Annotated in this window: 25 protein-coding genes; 10 read left to right on the forward strand and 15 right to left on the reverse strand. The window is 67.9% G+C overall.

The window, feature by feature from the left end; all coding sequences use genetic code 11:
• Positions 1-170: 170 nt before the first annotated feature.
• Positions 171-953 (reverse strand): enoyl-CoA hydratase/isomerase family protein, encoded by a 783-nt coding sequence (locus AC1DQP_RS02600; RefSeq protein ID WP_478051055.1) that lies wholly within the window; start codon positions 951-953, stop codon positions 171-173.
• Between the two features lie 183 nt (positions 954-1,136).
• On the opposite strand from AC1DQP_RS02600, the gene AC1DQP_RS02605 reads away from it, so the two are divergent.
• From AC1DQP_RS02605 to AC1DQP_RS02615, 3 genes are all read left to right on the forward strand, one after another.
• Positions 1,137-1,838: an FKBP-type peptidyl-prolyl cis-trans isomerase N-terminal domain-containing protein gene (locus AC1DQP_RS02605; protein WP_256777278.1), complete on the forward strand. Its 702-nt coding sequence runs from the start codon at positions 1,137-1,139 to the stop codon at positions 1,836-1,838.
• A 106-nt stretch (positions 1,839-1,944) separates the two neighbouring features.
• Positions 1,945-2,757: a CoA pyrophosphatase gene (locus AC1DQP_RS02610; RefSeq protein WP_256777277.1), complete on the forward strand. Its 813-nt coding sequence runs from the start codon at positions 1,945-1,947 to the stop codon at positions 2,755-2,757.
• A complete protein-coding gene (locus tag AC1DQP_RS02615) occupies positions 2,754-3,659 on the forward strand; it encodes a sulfurtransferase (RefSeq protein WP_457318965.1) in 906 nt (301 codons plus the stop codon). The genes AC1DQP_RS02610 and AC1DQP_RS02615 overlap by 4 nt, the downstream gene beginning before the upstream one ends.
• 38 nt (positions 3,660-3,697) lie before the next feature.
• On the opposite strand, the gene AC1DQP_RS02620 is transcribed toward AC1DQP_RS02615, so the two are convergent.
• Positions 3,698-4,267: an N-acetylmuramoyl-L-alanine amidase gene (locus AC1DQP_RS02620; RefSeq protein ID WP_256777275.1), complete on the reverse strand. Its 570-nt coding sequence runs from the start codon at positions 4,265-4,267 to the stop codon at positions 3,698-3,700.
• Positions 4,268-4,325: 58 nt separating this feature from the next.
• Between AC1DQP_RS02620 and AC1DQP_RS02625 the strand changes: the two genes are divergently transcribed.
• The 3 genes from AC1DQP_RS02625 to AC1DQP_RS02635 all read left to right on the forward strand — a co-directional run bounded on the left by AC1DQP_RS02625 (position 4,326) and on the right by AC1DQP_RS02635 (position 7,720).
• Positions 4,326-4,853 (forward strand): hypothetical protein, encoded by a 528-nt coding sequence (locus AC1DQP_RS02625; protein WP_457318966.1) that lies wholly within the window; start codon positions 4,326-4,328, stop codon positions 4,851-4,853.
• Between the two features lie 171 nt (positions 4,854-5,024).
• Positions 5,025-7,169: a bifunctional 23S rRNA (guanine(2069)-N(7))-methyltransferase RlmK/23S rRNA (guanine(2445)-N(2))-methyltransferase RlmL gene (gene rlmKL, locus AC1DQP_RS02630; protein WP_457318967.1), complete on the forward strand. Its 2,145-nt coding sequence runs from the start codon at positions 5,025-5,027 to the stop codon at positions 7,167-7,169.
• A 14-nt stretch (positions 7,170-7,183) separates the two neighbouring features.
• Positions 7,184-7,720, forward strand: a complete 537-nt coding sequence (locus tag AC1DQP_RS02635; protein WP_478051049.1) for a GNAT family N-acetyltransferase — start codon at positions 7,184-7,186, stop codon at positions 7,718-7,720.
• A gap of 267 nt (positions 7,721-7,987) precedes the next feature.
• On the opposite strand, the gene AC1DQP_RS02640 is transcribed toward AC1DQP_RS02635, so the two are convergent.
• From AC1DQP_RS02640 to AC1DQP_RS02655, 4 genes are all read right to left on the reverse strand, one after another.
• On the reverse strand, positions 7,988-8,323 hold the full coding sequence (locus AC1DQP_RS02640) for a DUF3325 domain-containing protein (RefSeq protein ID WP_457318969.1): 336 nt from the start codon (positions 8,321-8,323) through the stop codon (positions 7,988-7,990).
• The gene (locus AC1DQP_RS02645) at positions 8,320-9,969 is read right to left on the reverse strand and encodes a PepSY-associated TM helix domain-containing protein (RefSeq protein ID WP_478051050.1); all 1,650 of its coding nucleotides are present in this window, start codon (positions 9,967-9,969) and stop codon (positions 8,320-8,322) included. The genes AC1DQP_RS02640 and AC1DQP_RS02645 overlap by 4 nt, the downstream gene beginning before the upstream one ends.
• On the reverse strand, positions 9,966-10,289 hold the full coding sequence (locus tag AC1DQP_RS02650; RefSeq protein WP_457317997.1) for a DUF3649 domain-containing protein: 324 nt from the start codon (positions 10,287-10,289) through the stop codon (positions 9,966-9,968). Before AC1DQP_RS02650 ends, AC1DQP_RS02645 begins: the two co-directional genes overlap by 4 nt.
• Before the next feature lie 117 nt (positions 10,290-10,406).
• Positions 10,407-12,638 carry a TonB-dependent siderophore receptor gene (locus AC1DQP_RS02655; protein ID WP_478051051.1) on the reverse strand — a complete coding sequence of 744 codons (2,232 nt, stop codon included), beginning with the start codon at positions 12,636-12,638 and terminating at the stop codon, positions 10,407-10,409.
• 285 nt (positions 12,639-12,923) lie between these two features.
• Here AC1DQP_RS02655 and AC1DQP_RS02660 point away from each other — a divergent pair, with 285 nt between their 5' ends.
• A complete protein-coding gene (locus tag AC1DQP_RS02660; protein WP_478051052.1) occupies positions 12,924-14,138 on the forward strand; it encodes an aminotransferase class V-fold PLP-dependent enzyme in 1,215 nt (404 codons plus the stop codon).
• A gap of 6 nt (positions 14,139-14,144) precedes the next feature.
• On the opposite strand, the gene AC1DQP_RS02665 is transcribed toward AC1DQP_RS02660, so the two are convergent.
• From AC1DQP_RS02665 to aptA, 6 genes are all read right to left on the reverse strand, one after another.
• Entirely contained in the window at positions 14,145-14,450 is a 306-nt protein-coding gene (locus AC1DQP_RS02665; protein ID WP_256777266.1) for an addiction module antidote protein, read from the reverse strand.
• Positions 14,451-14,487: 37 nt separating this feature from the next.
• Entirely contained in the window at positions 14,488-14,778 is a 291-nt protein-coding gene (locus AC1DQP_RS02670) for a type II toxin-antitoxin system RelE/ParE family toxin (protein ID WP_457317994.1), read from the reverse strand.
• Between the two features lie 66 nt (positions 14,779-14,844).
• Positions 14,845-15,243 (reverse strand): DUF4124 domain-containing protein, encoded by a 399-nt coding sequence (locus tag AC1DQP_RS02675; protein ID WP_457317993.1) that lies wholly within the window; start codon positions 15,241-15,243, stop codon positions 14,845-14,847.
• A gap of 98 nt (positions 15,244-15,341) precedes the next feature.
• Positions 15,342-16,634 carry a DUF445 domain-containing protein gene (locus AC1DQP_RS02680; RefSeq protein ID WP_478051053.1) on the reverse strand — a complete coding sequence of 431 codons (1,293 nt, stop codon included), beginning with the start codon at positions 16,632-16,634 and terminating at the stop codon, positions 15,342-15,344.
• Between the two features lie 208 nt (positions 16,635-16,842).
• Positions 16,843-17,718 carry a ParB N-terminal domain-containing protein gene (locus tag AC1DQP_RS02685; RefSeq protein WP_457317991.1) on the reverse strand — a complete coding sequence of 292 codons (876 nt, stop codon included), beginning with the start codon at positions 17,716-17,718 and terminating at the stop codon, positions 16,843-16,845.
• 79 nt (positions 17,719-17,797) lie between these two features.
• A complete protein-coding gene (aptA, locus tag AC1DQP_RS02690; RefSeq protein ID WP_478051054.1) occupies positions 17,798-19,150 on the reverse strand; it encodes an omega-aminotransferase AptA in 1,353 nt (450 codons plus the stop codon).
• Positions 19,151-19,260: 110 nt separating this feature from the next.
• Between aptA and AC1DQP_RS02695 the strand changes: the two genes are divergently transcribed.
• Positions 19,261-20,763: an aldehyde dehydrogenase gene (locus tag AC1DQP_RS02695; protein ID WP_457317989.1), complete on the forward strand. Its 1,503-nt coding sequence runs from the start codon at positions 19,261-19,263 to the stop codon at positions 20,761-20,763.
• Positions 20,764-20,769: 6 nt separating this feature from the next.
• Here AC1DQP_RS02695 and AC1DQP_RS02700 read toward each other — a convergent pair whose 3' ends face one another.
• A complete protein-coding gene (locus AC1DQP_RS02700; protein WP_457317988.1) occupies positions 20,770-20,961 on the reverse strand; it encodes a hypothetical protein in 192 nt (63 codons plus the stop codon).
• A gap of 251 nt (positions 20,962-21,212) precedes the next feature.
• On the opposite strand from AC1DQP_RS02700, the gene AC1DQP_RS02705 reads away from it, so the two are divergent.
• Entirely contained in the window at positions 21,213-22,505 is a 1,293-nt protein-coding gene (locus AC1DQP_RS02705; RefSeq protein ID WP_256777258.1) for an MFS transporter, read from the forward strand.
• Here the strand turns inward: AC1DQP_RS02705 and AC1DQP_RS02710 are convergent.
• Positions 22,486-22,947 carry a bacteriohemerythrin gene (locus AC1DQP_RS02710; RefSeq protein WP_256777257.1) on the reverse strand — a complete coding sequence of 154 codons (462 nt, stop codon included), beginning with the start codon at positions 22,945-22,947 and terminating at the stop codon, positions 22,486-22,488. The two genes, AC1DQP_RS02705 and AC1DQP_RS02710, sit on opposite strands and share 20 nt — an antisense overlap.
• Before the next feature lie 70 nt (positions 22,948-23,017).
• Complete coding sequence (locus tag AC1DQP_RS02715; RefSeq protein ID WP_457317986.1) at positions 23,018-24,358, reverse strand: diguanylate cyclase; 1,341 nt, start codon at positions 24,356-24,358, stop codon at positions 23,018-23,020.
• A 224-nt stretch (positions 24,359-24,582) separates the two neighbouring features.
• Here AC1DQP_RS02715 and AC1DQP_RS02720 point away from each other — a divergent pair, with 224 nt between their 5' ends.
• Complete coding sequence (locus AC1DQP_RS02720; protein WP_256777255.1) at positions 24,583-25,020, forward strand: hypothetical protein; 438 nt, start codon at positions 24,583-24,585, stop codon at positions 25,018-25,020.
• Positions 25,021-25,423: the final 403 nt, after the last annotated feature.

Consider the following 25,423-nt stretch of genomic DNA (forward strand, 5'->3'; position numbering starts at 1 on the left):
TGGGTCTGCAGCAGGCGCGCAGCCAACTCGGGGTGTCCGGGCAGCAGGTCGGCGTCACCGTGCTGCGGAACGTAGTCCATCAGCCCGGCGTCGAGCGCGGCGTCGAGGTCGCCATCGAGCACCAGTTGCAGCAGGCGCGCGGGCAGGGTGGGATCGGCGTGCGGCATGGTTCAGCGGTTCTGGAACACCGGCGGGCGCCGGGCAAGGAACGCCGAGGTGCCTTCGCGCATGTCTTCGGTGGCGAACATCAAACCAAACTGCGCGCTCTCGTATTCGAGCCCTTCGCCCAGCGCGCATTCGCCGCCGACGTGGATCGCGTCAAGAATGCCGCGCAGCGCCAGCGGCGCGGCCGTGGCCAATTGCGACGCCACTGCGTCCACGCGCGCGTCCAATGCCTCCACGCCGACCACTTCATTGACGATGCCCAACTGCAGGGCGCGCGCGGCGTTGATCGGGCTGCCCAGCAGGCACAGTTCCAGCGCGGCGGCGCGGCCGCACAGGCGCAGCAGGCGCTGGCTGCCGCCGAAGCCGGGAATCAGCCCCAGATTGATCTCCGGCTGGCCCACCTTGGCGGTTTCGACGGCGATGCGCAGGTGGCAGGCCATGGCCAGTTCCAGGCCCCCGCCCAGCGCAAAACCGTTGATCCGGGCGATCACCGGCTTGGGCATGCGCTCGATGCGGCGCATCAATTGTTGGCCCAGCAAGGAGAAGTCACGTCCCTGAACCGGGCTCAGTCCGYTCATTTCGGCGATGTCGGCACCGGCCACGAAGGCCTTCGGGCCGGCGCCGGTCAGCACCACCACGCGCACTTCGGGGTCGGCGGCGGCAGCGGCGAATGCGGCGTCCAGGCCTTGCAGCGTGGCCCGATCGAGGGCATTGAGCTTGTCCGGCCGGTTTACCGTCACGGTGCGGACGGCGCCGGCATCGGCAACGTGGACAGGATCGGGGGCGATGGGGGTGTCGGCCACGGCGGGGCTCCTGAAAAACGTTAAAAAAAAGTGATGTTGAACTCTTGAAACGAAGTCAGGTCAGAGCCTGCGTCGTTAGTGGCGAATCAACGTTGCGGCGGCTATCCTAACCCGTCGCCTCAGGGCGGCCCAACGCGTCCTGAGTTACCACCCCTGGAGAAAAGTTTGATGAAGTTGCGTTCTATCGCGGTCGCCGTCGCGGCCCTGGCCCTGACGGGCAATGCCTTCGCCCAGGACACCTCGTCCGAAAAGGGCAAGCTGAGCTATTACTTCGGTTACGACTACGGTAACAACCTGGCTGAACTCACCGCACGCGGCGAGCAGCTGGACATCAACTCGGTGGTGAAGGGCCTGCAGGATGCCTACGCCAAGAAGCAGCCGTCGATCACGGCCGAGCAGTTGAAGCCCGCCGTCGAAGCCTTCCAGAAGCGCGAGCAGGGCCGTGCCCAGGCCGCCAAGGCCGAGTACGAGAAGGCTGCCGCCGAGAACAAGACCAAGAGCACCCAGTTCCTGGCCACCAACAAGGCCAAGGCCGGCGTTCAGGCGCTGCCGAGCGGCGTGCAGTACCGCGTGATCGAAGCCGGCAAGGGCGCCAAGCCGACCCAGGCCAGCACCGTGCAGCTGGAAGTCGCCGGTCCGTATCCGTACGGCACCCGTCCGGCCGATGCCCGCCCGGCGCAGCAGATTCCGTCGATCAAGGTCAGCGAAGTCGAAATGAAGGCCATGCGCGAAGTGCTGCTGCAGATGCCGGCCGGCTCGAAGTGGGAAGTCACCCTGCCGCCGGAACAGGCCTACGGTGCCGACCCGCGTACCCCGTTCCCGCCGAACGTGGCCGTGCAGTTCGAAATCAAGCTGATCAGCGTCAAGTAAGAACAGCGTTACACCCCAGCGCGCCGGTAGTTTCTACCGGCGCGTTTTTGTTTCCGGCATAAACGGGTACCGCCGCATCCGCGTCCAATGGCGTTACTGTTGTCCGGTGACTATCTGCGAACATTCCACCCATGCCATACCCACGCCCTGCATCGGTCTGTGCGCACTGGATCGCGCCGGTTACTGCCAGGGCTGCCTGCGCAGCGTGGATGAAATCACCCGCTGGTCAACCATGAGCCGATACGAACAGAACCACGTCATGCAGCACACGCTGCCGCTGCGCGAGCAGTTGCGGCAGGCACTGCGTGGCTCGCCGGTGGAACACGAGCGCCTGCTGCGCGCGCTGCATCCACTCGACCAGCCGCCCACCGGCGATGGCTGGAACCGCAGCGAACTGATCGACCTGTTGCCGCCCGGCCCGCCGGTCGAGGCGGCGGTACTGGCCGGCATCGTGCCGCGGGCCGGCGGTGCGCAGGTGATCCTCACCCGCCGCACCGAAACCCTGCGCCATCACGGCGGGCAGGTCGGTTTTCCCGGGGGGCGCACCGAGCCGGACGATCGCGATGCAGTGGCTGCGGCGCTGCGCGAGAGCCAGGAAGAAATCGCGCTGCCGCCCGAACAGGTACAGGTGCTGGGTTACCTGGATCCGTTCGTGACCATCACCGGTTACCGGGTGATGCCGGTGGTGGCGGTGATCGATCCTGCCTTCGTGGCGGTGCCGCAACCGGAGGAGGTCGCCGACGTATTCGAAGTGCCGCTGGCCTATCTGATGGAGCCGGCCAACCTGCACCAGATCGAGATCGAACACCGCGGGCGCATCCGCCACGTCCTGGAATATGGCTGGCCAGGGCAGCGCATCTGGGGTGCCACCGCCGCCATCCTCTACAACCTGCGTCGCCGCCTGGAGCAGACCCCATGAATGCCGACATCCCTGCCTGGACCACCGTGGTCGATGTGGCCAGCCTCAACGCCGTGCTGGGGCAGGAGCACACCCGCGTGATCGACGCACGCGCCACCGCCAGCACCGCGATTCGCGTGGTCGACGCGCGGTTCGCGCTGGCCGATCCGCAGTCCGGCGCGCAGGCCTACGCGCAGGGACATATCCCCGGTGCGCTGCATGCCGACCTCAATCGCGACCTGGCCGACATGGGCAAGGTCGGTCACGGCCGCCACCCGCTGCCGGACGAGGCCGTGTTCGCCGCCACGCTGGGCCGTTGGGGCATCGCCGCCGATACCCAGGTGGTGGTCTACGACGCCGCTGACGGCAGCATGGCCGCCGCACGGCTGTGGTGGCTGCTGCGCCTGATCGGGCACCGCCGGGTGGCGGTGCTCGACGGCGGCCTGGCCGGGTGGCAGGCCGCCGGCCTGGCGGTGACCACCGACATTCCCGTCGTCGCCCCCGTGCCGACCTATCCGGGCCGGTTCGATCGCGACCAGATCGCCTCGGTCGGCGAAGTCGCCGCGCGTCTGAAGCACGCGCCGGGCTGGTTGCTCGACGCGCGCGCGGGCGAACGCTTCCGCGGCGAAGTGGAACCGCTGGACCCGGTCGCCGGGCATGTGCCGGGCGCAGTCAATCGTCCGTTCGCGCTCAACGTGCATGACGGACGCCTGCGCACCGCCGCGGATCTGCGCGCGGCGTTGCAGCCGGTGATCGGCACGCACCCGCCCGAGCAGGTGGTGCTGATGTGTGGTTCGGGCGTCACCGCCTGCCACTTGCTGCTGGCGATGGAAGTGGCGGGCCTGGCCGGCGCGCGCCTGTATGCCGATTCGTGGAGCGGCTGGGTCAGCGATTCCACCCGTCCGGTCGCGACCGGCGCCTGACACCCCGGACCGTCCGAGGGGGGCGTGGCCCGACGCGCTCAGCCGCGCAGTTCGCGCAGCGGCGCGGCCGCCAGCACCCGCGGCCAGGGGAACAGCGGACCGGGGTCGCGCTTGCGCGGCACGCGCCGTTCCGGGTCGTCGCTGGCCACTTCTTCGCGCGTATCCAGCCACTCGTGGCCGGCGATGTGCCGCAGGCCGGGCAGGGCATCGCACAGGTAATGCAGCAGGTCGATCAGTGCGGCGATCTGCGCGTCGGTGTAGGGCTCGTCCATGGCCTGGTGGCGCGAGTCCAGCCAGTGCGGGTAGCGGCCGCGGTTGACCAGTTCGATACCGATCGAGCGCGGGTTGTAGCCGCTGACGTGGTGCGCTACGCGGTCCAGCGCCACGTACTGCACGATGCGGCCATCGCGGTCGATGTAGAAGTGGCCGCTGTTGCCGCTGCCACTGGCGTACAGCACGCGCTCGCCGTAGTCGCGCGCCATTGCCAGATCCGGAAGTTCGGTGCAGTGGATCACCACCAGATCAACCTGTTCCGGCGCACGCGCGGCCAGGCGATCCTGGTAGGGCAGGGGCTGCAGATCGATCAGGGGTGGGACGCGCTGGGGCATGCGCCGATGCTAGCATTCAGGGCATGACTGCCTACATCGAATCCCACCCGGTGCGCGCATGAGCCGCGGCCACTGCATCCTTTCCCACGGCTTTGAAAGCGGCCCGGACGCCACCAAGGTGACCGCGCTGGCCGAGGTCGCCCAGCGCCTGGGATGGACCCACGAACGCCCGGACTACACCGACCTGGATGGCATGCGCGAGGTCAGCAGCGTCGGTGACGTGCGCGCCCGCCTGCAGCGCCTGCTCGGTCGGGCCGCCACGGCCGCCGAGCGCGGCCCGGTGGTGCTGGCCGGTTCCAGCCTGGGCGCCTACATCGCGGCGATCGCCTCGTTGCAGGTGCCCACCGCCGGCCTGTTCCTGATGGTGCCGCCCACCACGATGGGCCCGATGCCGCCGCTGGACGCCGCCCGCGTGCCCACCAGCGTGGTCCACGCCTGGCACGACGAGCTGATTCCGCCGGCACAGGTCATCGCCTGGGCACAGGCGCGCTCGGCGCGGCTGCTGCTGGTGGATGACGGGCACCGGTTGAACAACCACGTCGCGGCCTCGGCGAAGGCGTTCGAGGAACTGCTGCTGTCGCTTTGAGGGCGTAAGGGCCGGGGTGCTGGGAGATCGTGGCGAGCCGGCCAGCGGCCGGCACTCCCCTGGCAAGGCGTTCCCGGCCGCCTCACGTACAATGCCCATCCCGGCCCTCGCGCCGGACTGCTTGCCGTGCCCGTGGGCACCCCCTTTCCGCTGACCTGCGATACCGATTCCGTGAAATTCTTTGTTTCCTGCGCCAAGGGCCTGGAGTACCTGCTCGCCGACGAACTGCTGGCGCTTGGCCTGGAGAAGGCCACCGCCACCATTTCCGGTGTGAATGCCGAGGGCGAGCTGCCGCAGGCGCTGCAGGTCGTGCTGTGGTCGCGCCTGGCCAGCCGCGTACTGTGGCCGCTGACCGAGTTCGACTGCCCCGACGAAGGTTCGCTGTACCAGGGCGTGGCGGCGATGGCGTGGGAAAAGCACATCAGCCCCGAGCTGACCCTGTCGGTGGACGCGCACGTGTCCGGTACCGAGATCACCCATGCGCGCTTCGCCGCGCAGCGGGTCAAGGACGGCGTGGTCGACAGCCTGCGGTCGCAGGGCCTGGAGCGTCCATCGGTGAACACCGAGTTCCCCGACGTGCGCATCAACCTGTCGCTGCGCAAAGGCCGGGCCACCATCTCCATCGACCTGGGCGGCGGCCCGATGCACCGCCGTGGCTGGCGCATGGCGCAGAACGAAGCGCCGCTGAAGGAAAACCTGGCCGCGGCCGTGCTGCTGCGCGCCAACTGGCCGAAGATCCACCGTGAAGGCGGCGGCCTGCTCGACCCGATGTGCGGCAGCGGCACGCTGCTGATCGAAGGCGCGCTGATGGCCGCCGACGTCGCCCCGGGCCTGCAGCGCCACGGCAGCATTCCGCCGAGCCGCTGGCTGGGCTTCGACCGCGATGCCTGGAACACCCTGATGGCCGCGGCGCGCGAGCGCGAAACCGCCGGCCGCACCGCGCTCAAGCAGGTCATCCACGGCAGTGACATCGACCCGCATGCGATCCGCGCCGCCAAGGAAAACGCGGAAACCGCCGGCGTTGCCCATGCGATCTGGTTCGGCGTGCGTGACATCACCGACGTGCAGGTGCCGCCGCAGGAAACCGGCTGCGTGGTCTGCAACCCGCCCTACGACGAGCGCCTGGCCGCCGATGCGGTGCTGTACCGCCGGCTGGGCGATGCGCTCAAGCGCGCGGTGCCGCAGTGGCGCGCCAGCCTGCTGTGCGGCAGTGCCGACCTGGCCTTCGCCACCGGCCTGCGCGCCAGCAAGAAATACCAGCTGTTCAATGGCGCCATCGAGTGCGCGCTGATCGTCTGCGACCCGATCGCCGTGCCGCAGCGCGAAAACGCCAGCCAGCCGCGTGAGCTCAGCGAAGGCGCGCAGATGGTGGCCAACCGCCTGCGCAAGAACATCAAGAAGTTCAAGAACTGGCGCGCCCGCGAGGCCATCACCTGCTACCGCGTCTACGACGCCGACCTGCCTGAGTACGCGGCCGCCATCGACGTGTATGAAGAAGATGCCGGCGCGGGCCGCACCTTCCTGCACGTGCAGGAATACGCCGCCCCGGCGACCATCCCCGACGTGGACGTGCGCCGCCGTCGCAACGAGCTGCTGTCGGCCGCGCGCGAGGTGTTCCAGGTGCCTGCCGAGCAGGTCGCGCTGAAATCGCGCGAACGCGGCAAGGGCGGCAGCAAGTACGGTCGTTTCGAACAGCGCGGCGAGTTCGTGCTGGTCCGTGAGAACGATGCGCTGCTGCGCGTGAACCTGTTCGACTACCTCGACACCGGCCTGTTCCTGGACCATCGCCCGCTGCGCTGGCACATGGCCCAGGAGGCGATCGGCAAGCGCTTCCTCAACCTGTTCTGCTATACCGGCGTGGCCAGCGTGCAGGCCGCGGTGGCCGGTGCCGCCTCGACCACCAGCGTGGACCTGTCCGGCACCTACCTGCAGTGGTGTGCCGACAACCTGGCACTCAATGGCAAGGGCGGCAGCGCGCACCAGCTGATCCAGGCCGATGCACTGGCCTGGCTGGAAGCCGAGCGCCATCGCTTCGACGTGATTTTCTGCGATCCGCCGACCTTCTCCAATTCCGCGCGTGCCGAAGATTTCGACGTGCAGCGCGAGCACGTGCGCCTGCTGCGTGCGGCCGTGGCGCGGTTGAGTCCGGAGGGCGTGCTGTACTTCTCCAACAACTTCCGCCGCTTCAAGCTGGACGAAGAAGCGATCAAGGAATTCGCCGAGTGCAAGGAGATCTCCGCCGACACCATCGGCGAGGATTTCGAACGCAACCCGCGCATCCATCGCGCCTGGGAACTGCGCCGCTACGGCGCATGATGGACGGGGCTGCCATGGACGACAGCGCCMTCCACGCCGACGGACTCGTCCTGCGTCCTTTCGAGGATGTCGATGCCGTCGGTTTCGCTGCGGCGGTGCGCGAGTCGGCCGCCGGCATGCAGCGTTGGATGCCGTGGTGCTCGGTCGATTACAGCGCCGACCAGGCGCTGCAATGGTTCCAGGCCTGCCGCGAGGGCATGCTGGCGGCGACGGCGTACGAGTACGGCGTCTTCGACCAGCGGACGGCCGCATTCGTGGGCGGCGCCGGATTGAACGCGATCCGGCACGATCATCGCTTCTGCAACCTGGGCTACTGGGTACGGCAGTCACGGCAGGGCGAAGGCATCGCCACGCGCGTCGTGCAGGCACTGGCGGCCCAGGCGTTCGGGCCGCTGCAGCTGCAGCGGGTGGAAATCATCGTGGCGGTGGGCAACCTGGCCAGCGAACGGGTGGCGGTGAAATCCGGTGCGCTGCGCGAAGGCGTGGCCCGCAACCGGCTGGTCATCGATGACCGCCCCGCACCGGCGCACGTGTTCTCCCTGGTGCCCTGACCGGGTAACCCCGTTGCGCCGGCCACAGCCCGGCACGGCGTGCAGATCCCTGATCCGTCACGCCTGCCCGGCGGCTGGGTGAGCCCGTAGAGCCGACCGTTGGTCGGCTGCTGTCCGCGCAACACCGATCACCGGGCACAGCCCGGCACCGCGTGAAGATCCCTGATCCGTCACGCCTGCCCGGCGGCGGGTGACCCCGTAGAGCCGACCGTTGGTTGGCTGCCGTCCGCGCAACACCGATCACCGGGCACAGCCCGGCACTACGAGTCAGCGCGCGACCAGCGCCACCGCCAGCCCCACCACCGGCAACGCCCACGCCAGCGGCGCGATCCAGCGCGGCCGGAACGGGTACAGCCCAAAGGCGATCAGCATGCCGCTGACCGTCATCGCGCCCAGCCACACCACCGGGCCGGCGGCCCAGCCGTGGTCCCACACGCACAGCGCGAACGCCAGCGTCAGCAATGCCCAGCCCAGCGATCGCCACAGGCGCATGCGTGCCGGCGTGGCCGCCGCCTTGCCGTGCAGGTCGAGCTGGTGCTTGTCCATCGCCAGCGACAGCGCGGTGAACGCGGAGAAACTCACGGTGATGGCCAGCAGCATCATGCGTTGACCTCCGCGCCCGCGCTTTCCCGGGCCTTGGCCGCCGCCGCCGCCGCGGCCTGGCGCTTCTTCTTCTCGGCCGCGCTCAACGCCGGCTGCCAGCGCTGCATGCGCAGGCCGCAGTACGCCAGCATCGCACCGAAGGCGAGCATCATCAGGTCGAACCCGGCCAGCACCCAATCACCGTTGCGCAGGGTCACGCCCAGATGCGCCTGCGTGGTGAGCGCATTGAGCACCGGAATCAACGCGAACAGCGCCGCGCCCAGGTACAGCTGCCATGCCCACATCAACCGCTTGGGCCAGATGAAGGCGGCCAGCAGCGCCGCGCCCCACGCGTAGAAAAATACGTTGGCTTCGGCGTCGGAACGCTCGGCCATCTGTACCGGCAGCAGCCGGTTGCCCCAGAAATAGGCGGCAAACGCGATCGGCAGGCCGGCCACCGCGCCGATGTTGAGCGCATCGACCAGGCGCAGGCCGAAGCCGATCTTCCCGGACTTGGCATGCTTGGGACGTTCCTTCACCGCCCACAGCACCACGCCGCTGGCCACCATCAGGCAGCCGATCAGCCCGGACACGAAGAACAGCGCGCGCAGCCCCCAATCGGCGAAGCGCGCCAGGTGCAGGCCGTACATCACCCCGCGGGTCTGGGTGGCGCCACCGGACAGCGGGCTGGCCTCGATCAGTTCGCCGCTCACCGCGTCATAGCGCAGCGACGGGGTATCCACCGACAGGCGCTTGCCGTCGCGCTGGTACACATCGATCACCGCGTTGGCGCCACCGGGGTGGTACAGGGTGAACCCGCTGACCTGCGCGCCCTTCCATTCGGCGCGCGCGGCGTCCAACAACTGCTGGATCGGCAGCGCGGTGGCGGTGCCTTCGGTCGGGGTGTCGATGTCGGCCAGGCGCGCGAAGGCCTCGCTGAAGAACGCATCCTCATCCTTGGGGTAGGCCACGTTCACGCCCCACGGCAGGTACATGAACATCAGCGTGACGATGCCGGTGTAGGTGATCATCGCGTGGTAGGGCAGAGCCATCACCGCGCTGACGTTGTGGAAATCCAGCCACGACCGCAGGCCCTTGTCCTTGCGGAAGGTGAAGAAGTCCTTGAAGATTTTCTTGTGCGTGATCACCCCGGTGATGATCGCCACCAGCATGAACATCGCGCAGAACCCGACGAGATAGCGCGCCCACAGCACCGGGATGTAATGCAGGTCGAAGTGCAGGCGGTAGAAGAAATCGCCGCCCCGGGTTTCGCGCGCGGCCACTTCCTCGCCGGTGCCCGGGTCGACGGTGGCATCGCCGAAGCGGCCGCCGCCCCGGCGGCGACGTTTCTCGCCCTCCGCCGGTGGCTTGACCATCGATTCGGGATTGCGCCAGAACATCCGCATCGCCGGGTTGCGCGGGTCGGGCAGGGTGACGTTCCAGCTCTCGGCCGGTGGCGCCTTGTGCTGCAGGAAGGTGATCGCGCGCGCGGCGGCGACCTCGCCGGTCACCGTGCTGCGCGGCAGTTCCGGGCGCATCCAGCGGCTGATTTCCTCGCGGTAGTAGCTGGCGGTGCCGGCCATGAAGATCAACAGCAGCAGCCAGCCGACCAGCAGGCCGGTCCAGGTGTGCAGCCAGGCCATCGACTGGCGGAATCCGTTCTTCATGCGCCAGTCCTCAGCAGGGCGGTGCCGATCCAGAACGCGGCGGTGGGCAGGGCGATGCCCACCCAGGCGCGCAGCGCGGTGCGGGTGGCAAAGGCCCACAGTGCCGCGCAGGCGCACAGCGCGATGGCCACCATCATGCCGGTCAGGACCGCCTGCCCGCGCGCGATGGGCAGGGCCACGGCGAAGAACATCGAACAGGTTGCCGCCAGCGCATAGCCCCCGAAGATGGCGGCCAACGATCGCGACAGCACCCCCAACCAGGGGCGGGCGAAGAAACTTCCGAAACGGCTGAACCAGCTGGCGTCAGGCGTGCTGTCCACGGGAACCTGCAATGTAGGGTCGATCAACGGACATCACCGGCCGCGGCCGGTGATGCATGGAATGGAGGCCGTCCGTGGCCGTGTCGCTGCACAGGGCAACGTTCCCTTGGAGAGCGGTTACAGCGTCCAGCGCAGGGTCACCATCACGTTGCGCGGCTCGCCCCAGTACACGCCGTTGTAGAAACCGACGTTGCTGTAGTACTTCTTGTCGAGCAGGTTGTTGATGTTGAGCTGCGCCGAGAAATTCGGGTTGAAGCGATAGCCGGCGAACACGTTGACCAGGTAGAACGCGTCCTGGGTGATCAGCGCCGATTCGGTGCGGCCACTGGTCAGGTAATCGGCGCGGGGCTTGGTGCTGTTGCGGTAGATCCTGCYCTGCCAGGTCACCCCGCCGCCCAGCGACAGCCGATTGTCTGCGCCGCCCGGACGCCAGCTGGTGTTGAGGCGGAAGGTATCGACCGGGTTGGTGGTGTTCTGCGCCACGCCGGCCTGGTTGCGCACGGTGGTATGGGCAAAGCCACCGGAGATGTTCCAGGTCTCGGTGATGCTGCCCTGGGTTTCCAGCTCCCAGCCCTTGACCTTGTTGCCCTTGCCGGTGGAGCGGTAGGCATCGGTGCCATCGGGCAACGCGCCCGGCGGTACCGTATCGTCCACCTCGGCTACGTTGTCCTTCTCGCCCTTGAAGATCGCGGCCGAGGCGTTGAGGCGACCGCCGAAGAACGCGCCCTTCAGACCGGCTTCCCACATGTCGCCGACCACCGGCTCGAGGTAGGTGTTGTTGCGGTCGCGATAGTTCTGCGGCTGGAAGATGTCGGTGTAGCTGACATAGGCGCTGACATCGCGGCTGACGTCGTAGATCACGCCCAGGTAGGGGGTGAGCGAATCGTCCGGCTTGTAGCCGCCGCGCGCGGTGCCGGTGAGCGTGCCGGCCGCGTCATGGGTGTAGGCCCAGGTGCGGGTTTCCCAGCTGCCGTAACGCGCACCGACCACCGCCAGCAGCGGGTCGGCCAGCTGCAGGCGCGCGGCCAGGTAGGCGGCTTTCTGCTTGAGCTCGTTTTCCGAGGACAGCCAGTCGTAACGGGTCWCCGGCAGCGGGGCGACATCGCCGGTCCAGTGGCGCCAGTCCGGGACCTGGCCGTAGGCACCGCTGTAGTCGTAGTCGGCGGCGGGCACTTCGCCCTTGCGCAYCGACTGGCCGATGCCGACCACCAGCTCATGCTCGCGGCCGAACAACTGGAACGGGCCGCTGGCGTTGAGGTCGAACACGTTCATCCGGCTGCGCTCGGCGAAGTGGGAGATGAAGCCGGACACGCCGGTGCCGTCCGCGCGCGGATAGCCCGAGGCGCCGTACCAGACATCGCCGTCGGTATCGCGTTTGGCCTGGGTGGCGGCCGCCTTGAGCGACCAGCCGTTGCCCAGCTGCTGTTCCAGCCGCGCGAAGGTGGTTTTCTCCACGATCGGCCAGCTGCTCCATGTGGCCGACAGGTTGGTCGAGCGCGGCAGGTTGGCGGGTTTGCCATCGGCGCCCCAGTACGGCACCACGCCCCAGGTGACGCCGGTGGTCCTGGGCGACTGGTAGTCATAGCCTACTTCCAGCAGGGTGCTGTCGCCGAGGTCTGCCTGGACGATGCCGTAGAACACGTCCTTGTCCAGCGCGTAGACATCGCGGAACGAATCGCTCTGCTGCTTGGCAGCGACAAAACGCGCACGCACGCGTCCATCCAGCGCGATGGGGCCACCGATGTCCGCTTCCAGGCGCTGGTTGCCCCAGCGGCCCACGGTGAGCCCGGCGCTCATCGCCACGTCTTTGGTCGGGCGCTTGCGCACCATGTTGATCGTGCCCGACGGGTCACCGGCGCCGGTGGTCAGGCCGGTGGCGCCGCGCACCACCTCGATGCGGTCGTAGATCACGCTGTCGGTGTTGGTCTTGAGCGACCCGCCGAACGTGTTGAGCATGCCGTCGATCTGGAAGTTGTTGATGGCATAGCCACGCGAGATGTAGCTGATGCGCTCGCTGTCGGTGACCGAGACATGCACGCCGGTGACCTGGCCCATCACGTCCGACAGCGCGTACAGGCCCATGTCATCCAGGCGCTGGCGGGTGACCACCGTGACCGACTGCGGCGTGTGGCGCAGCGACAGGTCCAGCTTGGTCGCGGTGCGCGCCTGCTTGACCGTGTATGAGGTGGGGATATCGCCGTCGGCAGTGACCTTGACCGTGTCCAGCGTGGTGGCGTCGGCCGGCGCGGCATCCGCCAGCGCCTTGGGCGCATGCCCGGCAAGCGCGGCGAGCAGGGCAAGGGCGAGCAGCGACGGTCGGGACAGCGGCGAGGCAGGTGCAGCAGACATGGCAGGCATTCCAAAGGGGTGAAGTGGCGTCATGCAATCCATTGCGGGCCGCGCTGGGCGCGACGCCACGTTGCCGGCGGCAACACCGGCAGGAACGGAATCGAAGCAGGGGATGTACGTGGGGCGCAGGCGGCGAGGCACGGCATGCGGCCTCGGGGCCGATAAGCTGGGCGTACACCCAGTGCTTGAATGATAGTCATTATCATTTCGTTCGGCAAGCATCCTGCATGGGTTCGACACGTCGGCGTGGCCATACTGGCGTCCCCACACACAGCAGGAAAATCGATGAGCGATCCGGTGGTGCTGCCTGCAATCGACGGGCGCACGCCTGCGCAACTGGCCGGCGACGAGGCCTGGTGGGCGCAGGTGCGCGCGCTGTACGACCTCACCGACGAGGTGGTGATGCTCGACAACGGCTACTGGGGCGCGATGGCGCGGCCGGTGCTGCAGGCCTACCAGCAGGCCACCGCGACAGTGAACGCCGGCAACGCCTGGTTCGGTCGACTGGCGTTCCCACCGCTGTTTGAACAGGCGCGGGTGCAGCTGGCGCAGGCGCTGGGCGTGGACACTGACGAAATCGCGCTGACCCGGGGTGCGACCGAGGCGATGCAGGCCTTGATCGGTGGCTACAACCGGCTCGGCCCGGGCGATGGCGTGCTGTATACCGACACCGACTACGACAGCATGATCAACGCGATGCAGTGGCTGCACGCACGGCGTGGCGTGGACGTGCAGCGCATCGTGCTGCCCGAGCCATTCGACCACRACGGCATCGTGGATGCCTACCGGCAGGCGCTGGCCCGCCACCCGCGTACGCGCCTGTTGCTGCTCACCCAGGTCAACCACCGCAACGGCATGCTGCTGCCGGTGGCCGAGATCGCCGCGCTGGCGCGTGCGGCCGGGGTGGAGGTGGTACTCGATGCCGCCCATGGGATCGGCCAGGTCGACACGCCGCTGCGCGCGCTGGGCGTGGATTTCGTCGGTATCAACCTGCACAAGTGGATCGGCGCCCCGGTCGGTGTCGGCGCGATCTACGTGCGTCGCGGACGGGTGCGCGATCTCGATCCCTACATGGGCGAGGCCGACCACGACGATATCGGCACCCGCATCCATACCGGCACGGTCAACTTCGCCGCCTACATGGCCTTGCCGGTCGCGCTCGAGCTGCACCAGCGGATAGGTGTGGCCAACAAGCGTGCGCGGCTGCTGCACCTGCGCAACCGCTGGCTGGATGCGCTGCGCGATGACGACCGGGTGCAATTGCTGGCGTCGGCCGATCCGCGCCTGTCCAGCGCCATTGCCTCGTTCCGGCTGCACGGCCAGACCACGATGGCCGACAACACCGCCATCGCCGAACGCATGGTCCGCCAGTCCGGTGTGTTCGTGCTTCCGCGCGAGGGTCTGGCGTCGGGCGCGTGCCTGCGCGTGACCCCGGGTATTTTCAGCACCCCGGCGCAGATGGACGCGTTGGTCGGGGCGGTGCGGGCGGCACTGGACTGAGCAGCATCAGATAACGCTAGGCGGTTCCAGCGGTTCGATGGTCAGCCGCACCCCCAACGCGCCGAGCACGCGCTGGACCGTGTCAAAACGCGGGTGTGCGCCCGGCTTCAGCGCCTTGTAGAGGCTTTCGCGGCCCAGGCCAGCAGCCTCGGCAACCTGCGACATGCCGCGCGCGCGGGTCACCGCCTGTAGCGCGTCCTGGAAATGCACGGCATCATCGGCCGCCAGCGCTTCGGTCAGGTACACCGCAATGGCGGCGTCGTCGACCAGATGATCGGCAGGGTCGAAAGCGAGGAGTGTGGGCTTGCGCATGGGGTAGGTCCTGGAGAGAGCAGCGTGGCATTCCGCGCTAGAGCTGGTCGGCAATCCGTTGCGCCTTCTGTATGTCCGATCCTTGGCTGTCCTTGTCGCCGGCGCACAACAGGATGATCAACTGCCTGCCACGCCGCGTGAAATACACGCGGTAGCCCGGGCCATGGTGAACACGAAGTTCGCTGACACCCCCGCCGACGGTCTTGACGTCACCGGCAAGGCCGTTGGCCAGCCGCTGGATCCGTTCTGCGATGACCGCGCGGGCGCGGGTGTCGCGCAATCGGCGCAGCCACCTGTCGAACGCCTCGGTTGCCTGCACCGATACCATAGGGGTAAAGTGTATCCATATGGATACAAAGTGCAACCGTCAAGGCTGACGGTGTCGTGCGCTCCCTCACCGCTTCGCGCACGCCCTCTTGATCTCGTCCTCGATGCGCGGCGGGGCGGGGCGGCCGAAGGCCTCGCCCATCTCGCGGCGCAGGCGCAGGTCCTGGCACTGCTCCGGATCGACCGAGCCGTCGATCACCGTGCCACGCACCGCCGGCTGGCCGCGGCCGGCATCGGCCTGCATGCGGCGGCGCGCGTCATACAACTCGCGCTGGGCGCGGGTGCGCTCTTCCCAGCTCAGGTTGGGGTCCTTGGTGATCGGCCGGGTCACGCCGGTGTCCTGCTCGGGCGGGCAGGGCTCGGTCTGGTAGATGGTCTGGCCGCCGGCCGCGCATTTGTACACGCGCCCGGCATGGGCACTGCTGGCCAGCGCGCACAGCGCCAGCGTCACGATGATCCGTCGCATCATTCCCCCTGTGGGCCACTCCAGCCCGGAATGCGCGGCAGAATACGCGAACTACTTCACAAAAACACCCGGTCAAATCGTCAGCCGGGGTGCCGCTGCTACCAGTGCATCCACACCGTCACCGCGTGCAGCAGCAGGCCGATCAGGCCACCGACCAGGGTGCCGTTGAAGCGGATGAACTGCAGGTCCCGGCCGACGCTCAGTTCCAGCTGTTCGACCAGGTGGCGCTCGTCCCAGCCCTTGACGGTCTGCGCGATGTGCTGGGTGACGCCCTCGCGCAACCGGCTGGTGAGGCGTTCGGCGCCGTCCATCAGATGCTGGTTGAGGGCGTCGCGCAGCGAGGGATCGTCCTGCAACGCCTGGCCGACCGAGGCCAGGCTGCGGCGCAGGTGACCGGCCAGCGCCGAGTCTTCGCTGGACAGGTCCGCGCGCAGGCTGGCGTGGATGCGTTCCCACAGCCCCTGCACGTAGTCCTGCACGGCCGGGTGGTCGATCACCTGCTGCTTGATCTGGTCGATCTTGTCGGCCAGCGCCGGGTCGCTGCGCAGGCGCTGGATGTAGTCGGCCAGCCAGGCCTCATAGTCCCGGCGCAGCGGGTGCTCGGGCTGGGCCAGAATCTGCTGCAGCTCCTCCAGCACCGCATGGGCCATGCGTTCGGCGAGGCTGTCGCCGATTTCATCGATCGGTTTGACCCAGTTGACCGTGCTGGCGAGCTTGGGCCATTCGCGCTGCAGGTAGCGCACGATCAGTTCGGAGGCGCGCTGCTTGACCGACGGGTTGTCCAGCCATTCGCTGACGCGGGTGAGGCCTTCGTCCAGCACGAGCTGGTGGCGGTTGTCGGCGGTGAGCAGGCCGAGCAGTTCGCCGGCGGTGGCCGCGGCGTTCCATTGCCGCAACTGCTGGATCACAAAGCCCTGGATGCTGCGCCGGACGGCGGCCTCGTCGAGGAAGTCCAGCGCCTGCAATGCCCAGCCGCGCGCCATGTCGGCGAGCAGTTTCGAGCGTGCCGGATCGGCCAGCCAACTGCCGAGCCGGCTGGCCGGGTCGAACACCTGCAGCCGCGCCAGCAGTGCTTTCGGTTCCAGGAACTGGTCGCGCACGAACACCGCCAGGCTGTCGGCGATGCGCTCCTTGCTGTGCGGAATGATCGCCGTGTGCGGGATCGGCAGGCYGAGCGGGCGGCGGAACAAGGCCACCACCGCGAACCAGTCGGCCAGCGCGCCCACTGCGGCCGCCTCGCAGAACGCCGAGACCCAGGCCCAGATGCCGCGTTCGCCCTGCCAGTGGCTGACCACGAAACCGGCCAGCATCGCCACCAGCATGGCCAGCGCGATCAGTTTGAGACGGCGCAGCTGGGCGCGGCGCGGGTCGGGCGGCGAAATGGTCGTCATGCCAACAGTCTAACCACCCCCGCATGATCGCCCGGTAGTGCCGGCCGCTGGCCGGCAACCACGCACACCCCACCGAAGAGCGGTAGTGCCGGCCGCTGGCCGGCAACCACGCCCACCCATCGAAGAGAGGTAGCGCCGGCCGCTGGCCGGCAACCACGCCCACCCCACCGAAGGTTCATGAACTTGCCGGCCAACGGCCGGCACTACCTCAGGCCTCGGCCAACTGCTTGCGCAGCGCGGCCAGCTGCTGGCGCAGTGCATCGTTCTCCAGCGTCAGCGCGATCACGCGCTGGCGCAGCTCGGCCGGGCCCTCGCCCAGCGCACTGAGCGCGTCAGCGATTTCCGCCTCGCGGCTGGGGGCGATCTCCATGCCGTCATCGGCGCTGTGCAGCACCTCCTGCACCGGCTTGCGCGGTTTGCGCTTGGCCTCGCGCACGCGCTTGGCGGCCTGCTTCAGCTCGTCCTTGCCGCCGACCGCCGCCGCGCGCTGCTCCGCTTCGGGCAGGTCAGCCACGGCCGCTGCCGCGCTGATCGAGATGACGCCGGTCTTGACCGCTTCCACCAGCTCCGGGGCGGCCTGCTTGTGGATGCGCTCGATCATCGTCACCTGGCTGCTGCTCAGCCGCGCCTCGCGCGCCATGTCGGCACGGCTGACCTTCGGCGCAGCGGCCCACGGCGGGCTGTCCTCATCGCTCTCGGGGCCGGCGTCGGCGATCTCGCCGTCGCTTTCCTTCTGCAGCTGGGCCTGCTCGATGCGGCGGCGCTCGGCCAGGATGTCGCGCTTGCGCAGCGCCAGCACGCCGCGCTGGAAGTCGGACACGCTGCGCCGACCCAGGTGCTGCTCGATCATCCACAGGTGCACATCATCCATCGACTGGAAGCGGGTGTTCTGCACGGTCTGGAACGGCAACCCGTGCTTCTGGCAGATGCCGAACCGGTTGTGCCCGTCCACCAGCACATCGCCCCACAGCACCAGTGCATCGCGGCAGCCTTCGGCCAGGATGCTGCGCTCCAGCGCGTCGTGCTCGTCGGGGGTCAGGGGATCGATGTAGGCCTTGAGTTCTTCTTTGACGACAATGTCCATGCAATCCGGTACGCGAGCGAAACGTGACCGACCATTGTAAGGATCGCGGCGGTCGCCGTCGTCGCCGCCCGATTCAGGCTCAGCCGGTGGCGCTGATCATGTCGCCCAGGATTTCCACGATACGGTCGATCTGCGCCTTGTCGATGATCAGCGGCGGCGACAGCGCGATCACATCGCCGGTGCAGCGCACCAGCAGGCCGCCATCGCGGAAGCAGCGTTCGAACACCTCGTAGCCGCGCGCGCCCGGGGCATCCTTGCGTGGCATCAGTTCCACCGCGCCGATCAACCCGAAGTTGCGGATGTCGATCACGTGCGGCAGCCCGCGCAGGCTGTGCAGCGCCGACTGCCAGTACTCGCCCAGCTCGATGGCGCGCTCGAACAGGTGGTCTTCGGCATACGTGTCCAGCGTGGCCAGCGCGGCGGCGCAGGCCAGCGGATGGGCCGAATAGGTATAGCCATGGAACAGCTCGATCGCCGCGGGCGGGCCCTGCATGAAGGCCGCATGCACCGTGTCCGAGACCAGCGTGGCGCCCATCGGCACCGCGCCGTTGGTGAGCCCCTTGGCCAGCGTCATCAGGTCCGGGGTGACCCCGAAGCGCTGTGCGGCGAAGGCGTTGCCGACCCGGCCGAAACCGGTGATGACCTCATCGAACACCAGCAGGATGTCGTGCTGGTCGCAGATTTCGCGCAGCCGCTGCAGGTAGCCCGGCGCGGGCAGGATCACCCCGGCCGAGCCGGCGATCGGTTCGACGAACACCGCGGCAATCGTCGAAGCATCGTGCAGCGCGATCAGCCGCTCCAGGTCTTCGGCCAGCTCGGCACCGTGCCGGGGCAGGCCGGGACTGAACGCGTTGCGTGACAGGTCCAGGGTGTGGCGCAGGAAATCGCTGCCGGCCAGCAGCGGCCCGAACGTCTTTCGGTTGTTCGGCAGCCCGCCGATCGACATACCGCCGAAACCGACCCCGTGGTAAGCCTTCTCGCGGCCGATGAAGCGGGTCCGTTGACCCTCGCCACGCAGCCGGTGGTAGGCCAGCACGATCTTCATCGCGGTATCCACCGCTTCGGAACCGGAATTGCTGAAGAACACATGGTTGAGCGGGGCCGGGGCGAGGGCAGCCAGTCGCTGTGCCAGCACGAACGGCAGCGGCGTACCCATCTGGAACGGCGGGGCGAAGTCCAGCATGGCCGCCTGCTGCTGGATCGCCTGCACGATCCGCGGGCGTGCATGGCCGGCGTTGCAGCACCACAGCCCGGCTGCCGCGTCCAGCACCGGGCGGTCGTCGACATCGTGGTAGTACATGCCCTCGGCGCGCACCAGCAGGCGCGGCGCCGACTTGAACTGACGGTTGGCGCTGAACGGCATCCAGAACGCCTCCAGCGACTCGGGGCGCTGCTGGGACAGGGACGACAACGGGGTGTCGGCACGGCGCATCGGCATCTCCGCAGGAACCGGTTGATCACGACTTTATCGCAGATGCATCACGATGCGCAGCGAGGACGGCGGGTATAAAAAGGAGCCCGAACACCCCCTTGGAGCACTGCATGCGTGTCCACCCCACCCGCGACGACTGGCAGCGCCAGGCCGATGCACTGGTCGTGCACGGCCAGGCCTTCATCGATGGCCGCTACGTGGACGCCGCCGACGGCGCGCGGTTCGCCTGCATCAGCCCGATCGACGGTCGGGTGCTGGCCCAGGTCGCCGACTGCGCGGCGGCGGACGTGGAGCGTGCGGTCGCCGCCGCCCGGCGCAGCTTCGATGCCGGGCACTGGTCGCGTGCGGCACCGGTGCACCGCAAGCAGGTGCTGCTGCGCCTGGCCGACCTGGTCGAACAGCACGCCGACGAACTGGCATTGCTGGAGAGCCTGGACATGGGCAAGCCGGTGCGCGACGCACGCCAGGGCGATCTGCCCGGCGCGGTGCGCTGCCTGCGCTGGACCGCCGAGGCCATCGACAAGGTGTACGGCGAGATCGCCCCGACCGCGCTGGATACGTTGGGCCTGGTCAGTCGCGAGCCGATCGGCGTCGTGGCGGCGATCGTGCCGTGGAACTTCCCGTTGCTGATGGCCTGCTGGAAGATTGCCCCGGCACTGGCGGCGGGCAACTCGCTGATCCTCAAGCCGTCCGAGCGCTCGCCGTTGAGCGCGATCCGGTTTGCTGCGCTGGTTGCCGAGGCCGGCGTGCCCGAGGGCGTGTTCAACGTGCTGCCCGGCCATGGCCAGCGCACCGGCGAACCGCTGGCCCTGCACATGGACGTGGACGCACTGGCCTTCACCGGTTCCACCGCCGTGGGCAAACGCCTGCTGCAGTGCGCCGGGCGCTCCAACCTCAAACGCACCTGGCTGGAATGCGGCGGCAAGAGTCCCAACCTGGTGTTCGCCGACGCACCGGATCTGGACAAGGCGGCGCAGGCCGCGGCCACCGGCATCTTCTACAACCAGGGCGAGGTGTGCACGGCGGCCTCGCGGCTGCTGGTACAGCGCTCCATCCAGGACGAATTCGTCACCCGGGTGCTGGCCCACGCGCGCCGCATGCAGCCGGGGCATCCCTTCGATCCGGACGCGCCGATGGGCGCGCTGGTGGACAACGCACACGCCGAGCATGTGTTGGACTACATCAACCGTGGCCAGGCCGAAGGCGCACGCCTGTTGCTCGGTGGCAAGCGGGTGGAGGTGGTGGCCGGCGGCAGTTACGTGCAGCCCACCGTGTTCGATGAGGTGGACGCCAGCCACACCATCGCGCGCGAGGAGATCTTCGGGCCGGTGTTGTCCGTGCTTGGTTTCGACCATGAGGCCGATGCGTTGCGCCTGGCCAACGATTCAAGCTACGGGCTGGCTGCGGGGCTGTGGACCGGCGATCTGGGCCGCGCCCACCGCGTGGCCCGCCAGCTGCGCGCCGGCAGCGTGTGGGTCAACCAGTGGGATGGCGGCGACATGACCGCGCCGTTCGGCGGCTACAAGCAGTCCGGCATCGGCCGCGACAAATCGCTGCATGCCTTCGACAAGTACACCGAGATCAAGGCAACCTGGATTCACCTGGGGGAGTGAGCCGGGTCAGCAATCCTGGCGCTGGTGGATCAGCGCTTCGCGCAGCAGGTCGCGGTCGCGTTCGTTGAGCGCGTTCTGGAAATAGTCGACCTGTGCGGTACTCGACCGGCACGGATCGACGACGTAGCCCGGCGGCCACATCCGCAGTGTTTGGGCGATGCCCTGCACGATCTGTTCGGGAGTGAGGCCGCGCGTCATGCGGAAGCGCTCACCACCCCGATCGCGCACTCGTGGCACCCGCGCAGGCCCGGCGAAGACTTCCTCGACGACGACATTCCCTGTCCATCCTGACGGCATCGACCTGCTCTGAGCGCTGCCTGCGCCTGGAGTTCCACTGCGTCGCACGGGCTGCGTGGGCGGTCGCAGGCTGACGGTCACGTCTGCAACCATCGCCCGCGCCGGGGCGGGGGCGTGGCAGAATCCGGCAGCTGCCCTTTTCCGTGTGCCCGATGTCGACTCCTGCCGCACCTGCCGTCAACTCCCCGCGCCGCATCCTGCTGGCCAGCCTGATCGGCACCACCATCGAGTTCTTTGACTTCTACATCTACGCCACGGCGGCGGTGCTGGTATTCCCGCACCTGTTCTTCCCCCAGAGCAGCGATGGCGCCGCCCTGCTGCAGTCGCTGGCGACCTTCGCGGTCGCCTTCGTGGCGCGTCCGGTGGGCTCGGCGGTGTTCGGCCATTACGGCGACCGGATCGGGCGCAAGGCCACGCTGGTGGCGGCGCTGTTGACGATGGGCGTGTCCACCGTGGCCATCGGCCTGCTGCCCACGCATGCCAGCATCGGCATCCTGGCGCCGGCGTTGCTTGCCTTGTGCCGGTTCGGCCAGGGGCTGGGCCTGGGCGGTGAGTGGGGTGGGGCGGTGCTGTTGGCCACCGAGAACGCGCCGCCCGGCAAGCGCGCCTGGTACGGCATGTTCCCGCAGCTTGGCGCGCCGTTGGGCTTCCTGCTTTCGGCCGGCATCTTCCTGCTGCTTGGCCGCCTGATGAGCGATGCCGACTTCCTGCAGTGGGGCTGGCGCATCCCGTTCCTGGCCAGCTCGCTGCTGGTGGCCGTGGGCCTGTGGGTACGGCTGAACATCCACGAGACCCCGCAGTTCCAGGCGGCGCTGGACCGCAACGAGCGGGTCAAGCTGCCGATGTGGACGGTCATCCGCGAGCACCCCTTGGCGCTGGTGCTGGGCACGCTGGGCGCGTTTGCCACCTTCGTGTTGTTCTACCTGATGACCGTGTTCACCTTGGGCTATGGCACCACGGTGCTGCACTACACGCGCTCGGATTTCCTGCTGCTGCAGATGACCAGCATGCTGTTCTTCGCCGCCGGCATCCCGCTGTCGGCGTTGTACGGTGACCGTTGGGGCACCCGCCGCACCATGATCGTGGCCAGTGGTCTTATCCTGGCCTTCGGCGTGCTGTTCGCGCCGTTGTTCCTGGCCGGCAGCCCGTGGCTGGTGCTGGGCTTCCTGTCGCTGGGCATGTTCCTGATGGGGCTGACCTACGGCCCGTGCGGCACTTTCCTGGCCGAGATCTATCCGGTGCAGGTCCGCTACACCGGCGCGTCGCTGTCGTTCAACCTGGCCGGCATTCTTGGTGCGGCGCCGGCACCGTATGTGGCCACCTGGCTGGCCGAACGCTTCGGCCTGCTCGCGGTGGGCTACTACCTCTGCCTGACCGCCCTGGTCACCATCCTGGCCCTGTTGGCGATGGGCCGACGCGCCGCGCTCAGCGGAAGAAGCGCTTGAGCGTACGCCCCAGCCAGCTGCCCTGCTGGTGCTCGCGGGCGAACTGGTTCAGGTGCTGCTTGACCTGCGGCGCATAGGCCTTGTCATCGCCACGGATGTGGTTGAACAGCCAGCGCGACAGCATGGTGCGCAGTTCGTCGGTGACGTCCTCGCCGGACTGGAAGCGCAGCCGGTACTCGGACACGCGCTTGCCGAAGATTTCGTGCACGCGCTTGTGCGCGGCGCAGAACGGGTAGCCGGCTTCTTCCATCAGCTCTTCTTCGAAGGCGAAGTGCGACATGGTGTAGTCCACCAGTTCGTCGATCACCTCGGCCACCGCCAACCGCTGCAGACTGCTCTGCGCCACGTGCAGGTGGTTGAGCATCTCCACGATCCGCATGTGCTGGTGGTCGATGACGTCGATGCCGATGTTCAGGTCGTCCTGCCAGACCAGAAGTGCCATGGTGCGTTCCCCGTGATGTTCAACTGGGAACGACTCTAGGTGCGGGGCTGCGGCACCGCGTTGATCTCGATCAAGGCGTCAGCGCCGCTTCCCGGGCGGCGCTGGCCACGCTGGTGCAGCTGACCTGGTTGCGGCCACCGGCCTTGGCCAGGTAAAGCTGCCGGTCGGCTTCAGAGATCAGCCGGTGCAGCGAGTCGTGTTGCGGGCGCAGGCAGCACAGGCCGATGCTCACGGTCATGCGCAGGGTGGTCCCGCCCACCTTCACTTCCAGCGCGGCGATGCGCTGGCGCAGCAGCTCGAAATAGCCGCGGGCTTCGTCTTCCTCAAGGCCCGGCACGAGCAGGCAGAACTCCTCGCCGCCGAAGCGCGCGATCAGGTCCTCCTCGCGTGCATGCGCGGCGACGGCGCCGGCCACTGCGCGCAGTGCATCGTCGCCGGCTTCGTGGCCGTGGGTATCGTTGATGTGCTTGAAGTGATCGATATCGATCATCGCCACCGCCACCAACGCATCGTCGTGGTGAAGCTGCGGCAACTGGCGCTGGCTCTGCTCCAGGAAGCTGCGCCGGTTGGGCAGCCCGGTCAGGAAGTCGCGCGTGGCCAGGTCCTGCAGCGTGCCGATCAACTCCAGCTGGTCCACGTTCTGCGAGACGCGGCAGAAGAACTCCTCGCGCGAGAAGGGCTTGCGCAGGAAGTCGTTGGCGCCGTTCTTCAGGAAGCGCGGGATCAGCGACGGATCGGTATTGCCGGAAATGCCGATCACCGCCACCTTGTCGCGCGAACGCAGCGTGCGCAGCCGACGGGTGAACTCCACGCCTTCCATGCCGGGCATTTCCTGGTCGACCACCGCCAGCCGGATCGCCGGATGCGCCTCGATCGCCCTCAGCCCCTCGGCACCATCGGCCGCTTCGTAGACCTCGTGGCCGTACATGCGCAGCAGCGAGGCGGCGTACATCCGCGCCGACATCGAATCGTCCACCACCAGCGCGGCGATGCGTCGGTTGCGTTCCAGGCGCTGCACCAGCCATACCAGGTAGTCGACGCTGCCGGGGGTGTTCTTCAGCACGTAGTCGATGATCTGCTGTTGCAGCACGCGCTTGCGCAGGTCTTCGTCGTAGACGCCGCTGACCACCACGGTGGGCAACCCGCGCGACAGGAAGAACTCCACCACGTTGTCGCGGTCGCCATCGGCCAGCACCAGCCCGGTCAGGACCAGGAACCAGCCCTGTTCCTGGTCGAGCAGGCGGCCGGCTTCGGCCAGGCTGGTGGCCACGGACACCGGCAGCTCCAGGCGCTGCTCGATCGCCTCGCGCAGCATGCTGGTGAACGTGCGCGAGTTTTCCACCAGCAGGATCCGCTGGGGCAAGGCATCACCGGGGTCGCTGTCGAAAGCGCCCTGCAACAAAGCCGGCATTTGGCGTACGCTCGATTTCGAGTGGGTCGGCAGGGATAGCGGCCGCTCCATCTGCAACTTTAGGCCCGGCGTGAGCAGCTGAGCGTCGCATAGGCCCTGATTGTTGTCAGCTGGTCGGCGATTTGGGTGAAACGGGCCGATTGCGGCTTCTCCGTTCGATGTAGGGAGGGCCAGCAGGTACTATCCGAAGAGAGTCCTTCAATGGCCATGATCAGGAGGTGGACGTGCATTTTTCACGTATTGGTAGTGGCGTGGCCAGTGTGATTCTGGCTGCTGTTCCCATGCTGGCGATGGCCCAGTCCGATGGCCACGGGGTCCATCTGGCAAGAAGCGGACTGGGCCAGGCCCAGCCAATTGCGGCCAACCTGAGTCTGGATCCGCAGTGGCGCCTGTATGGATTCCAGCGCGACGGCATCTCGTATTTCCAGGTGAATGATCTTGCCGGACGTGTGCAGGTGATTATCGGCAATGCCGATGATGCGTTCTGGGTCCTGCCCGCTGGCGAAAGCCGTGCGAGGGTGTCGTTGCCGTCGCAACGTGTACAACCCGCCACGAACGCAGCGCGGGCCGAGGTTTATCGAGATGCGGGCTTCTCGCTGGTTCTCTACGGACACGGCGCCGAGGCGGTGTGGTCTGTCGAGGTCGCCGACCAGCAGCGTTAGCACGTGGACGAACAGTCAGGGTCGAGGTGCTGCCGCTCCGGGGCGGCAGCGCCCGGTTCCACGTGTGTGAGTGGACAATAGGCGGGCAATTCATCACGTGCAGTGCAGGCAGCAGCCGGATAGGCCGTGTGATCAACCAAGCGCCTGGCTGTTGTCCAAGTCAGCAGCCTTCCCGCGGCCGGGGCTGTGGTGGGGCGCAGATCCATTGGATGAGCGCTCCGCGGTTTCCGTCAGCACCATCCGGACCCGATTGCGCCGACACTGTACGAGGCCTCCGTAAGCGAGAGGCAATCCGGCCAAGTGCTCATCGACCATTGCGGCGGTTGTTGCGGACAGTGGGCGTGTCGAGTCAAGCAGTGCCACCACGACGAGAATTCCTCGCTGCGAACCGAAACCCCTGCAT

The organism is Stenotrophomonas sp. P5_A8 (assembly GCF_056400545.1).